This is a genomic window from Psychrobacillus sp. (genome assembly GCF_056205495.1).
In genome coordinates, this window is record NZ_JBAEAP010000257.1 from 1 (window position 1) to 2288 (window position 2288).

Annotated in this window: 1 protein-coding gene; it reads right to left on the minus strand. The window is 38.6% G+C overall.

Annotated features, from left to right (window positions below; all coding sequences use genetic code 11):
- Positions 1-269 precede the first annotated feature (269 nt).
- Positions 270-1979: a transglutaminase domain-containing protein gene (locus AC06OU_RS07400; RefSeq protein ID WP_475854980.1), complete on the minus strand. Its 1710-nt coding sequence runs from the start codon at positions 1977-1979 to the stop codon at positions 270-272.
- Positions 1980-2288 lie beyond the last annotated feature (309 nt).

Genomic DNA, 2288 nt, shown 5'->3' on the forward strand with positions numbered 1-2288 from the left:
GAGGAGGCAGCTCTACAGCCACCGGAGCTTTTATCCATTTGACCCCGAGGGGCAAGGGGCTGAAGCTAGCCAAATAGAAAAGCGTAAGCCCCTGTGTTTGCCCCGACAGGCAAATGGAAAAAGCGAGGAGGCAGCTCTACAGCCACCGGAGCTTTTATCCATTTGACCCCGAGGGGCAAGGGGCTGAAGCTAGCCAAATAGAAAAGCCTAAGCCCCTGTGTTTGCCCCGACAGGCAATGGAAAAAAGCGAGGAGGCAGCTCCGCTCATATTAATATACTAAACCAATGCGAGTATGCGTTTTTTGGAAAAACTCTTCATTAGGATCAAAATAATCTTCACTAAAATTAGCTATAAATTCCTTGTTTTCGTCTAGGTATCCTGCTCCCCAGGTCGGATCCATTGTAAGCCAACGATTATCGACTTTCGCTTCTACCCATGCATGTCTATCTGTAGTGTAGCCTTCTACAAAACGGGCTTCGATATTACTTGCACGTAAGAGTGCAATAGTAAGGTAGGCGTAGTCCTGACATACGCCCGTTTGAGAATTTAAAGTTTTTAAGGCACTGTCATCCCATCTGAAGTCGTCATTTTGGAATTTAACTACGTCATAAGAAATGGTATTAGCTACAAAGTCATAAATAGCTTTTGACTTTTCTAATTCGGAAGTTTTTCCTCTTGTAAGACTGTTTGCTAGGTCAATAATTTGTGGTGCATCAGATTCAATTCCTCTTGAAGGAAGAATATCTCGTTTATCCTGTGCAGCTGTAGAAATTATATCGAACTTAGCAACCTCATAATATCTAAAGAAGTCATTTTTAGTTTCAGTTATCTCAGGGACGCTAATAGATACTTCATATTCTCCAGGACCAAATCTCAAATGAAAATAATCGTTAAATGTAAAGTCTTGGATGGGAATAACCTCTAAGGCTTGATCTTCACCTTTATGAGTTTGCACATAGAGATGTGTAGTTTGTTTTGATAGTGTAGCCTCTGGATCAATAAAACCATTAATGTGAAACGTGTATCCTGTTGTCTTTTCTCCACTGACAGGCTCAACCAGATTTATCCCGCGTTCAGCATATAGGGAAGAATAAGAGATGGGTTCCAATATCTCTAACGATGTATTTTCTATAAGCAAATCTGTTGCAGTCTTGTAAAAGTTATCTTTCTCTAAATCGGGAATCATAACCTCTAGCGTATGCAAGCCTTTGCCAAACAAAAGCGGAATATTGGAAGTAAATTGACCTTTTTTTATTGGAATTACATTACTCCACGTTTGATCGTCTTTTGATAGTCGAACCATAATATCCTCGTATAATTCACCATTCTGTATGCTTCCCTTCAATGTATAAATACCGTCTTCTTCTACATAGCCGACCTCTGTATTAAGGTTAAGACCGGCTTCTAAACCAATAGGTGTATAGGCAACATCTCTAATTCTATTTGGGTTTACATTTAGAACTTCAAAGTTTGCTGTATCATAGTAATGGTTTTCTCGTTCTGTGCTCGGTATTTGTACTTTAATCTTATACGTTCCTTCACCGTTAAAAAAATGAACGATTTTCTTAAATTTACCATCATTAATTGGAACAAAATAATCCTGTTCCTGAATATAACTATTTTCTTTTTCTGTTCGGATATTAATCCATATGTAGTTGGATTTTAGTTCATCAGTCTTTTTTATCTCACCTGCAATAGTAACTTCACCGTTAGCAGAAAACTTCTCATATTTTGGTTCATAAAAGGTAAGCCCTAGTTCATTTGCATAAGAGGAAGTGAGATCCAGTGGAGTAAGGTTTAAGCTTTTATTTTTTTCCTGAACTAAAATTTCATAAGGATCAGCTTCAACTTTTTCTATCGGAACAGGAAGGTTATGTTCTGTTGGTATTGGATTATTCAATGTTTCGGAATCATTACCACATGCAGAGAGAAGACTTAAAAAAAACAATATAGGGAATCCACGTTTAAATAACTCCATTGAACATCCTCCTTTTTATTTATAGGCTATGTTAAAGGGTAGGGTTGATTTATAATCCAAAGAAATCTTAGATCAGAGAGTAGAATTGATTTCCGCCCCAGCCGGACGCTTTCCACGGGGTGAGCGATAAGCCCTCACCCATCGCTTACGCGCGTGGTTGTGATGTCTTATCTGTCTCACTCATCCCGTAGGAGTCGCCGTCTGGCGCTCCAATCAATAAATGGGAACAGCTTTAGTATTGATAAAGAACTAATAAATTTACTCGCATAAACAAAGCTAAAAAAACTGTCACCAACCCCATTTTCATCA

Coding starts and splice junctions, on each gene's coding strand:
- AC06OU_RS07400 (WP_475854980.1), bottom strand. CDS start 1,979: ATGGAGTTATTTAAACGTGGATTCCCTATATTGTTTTTTTTAAGTCTT.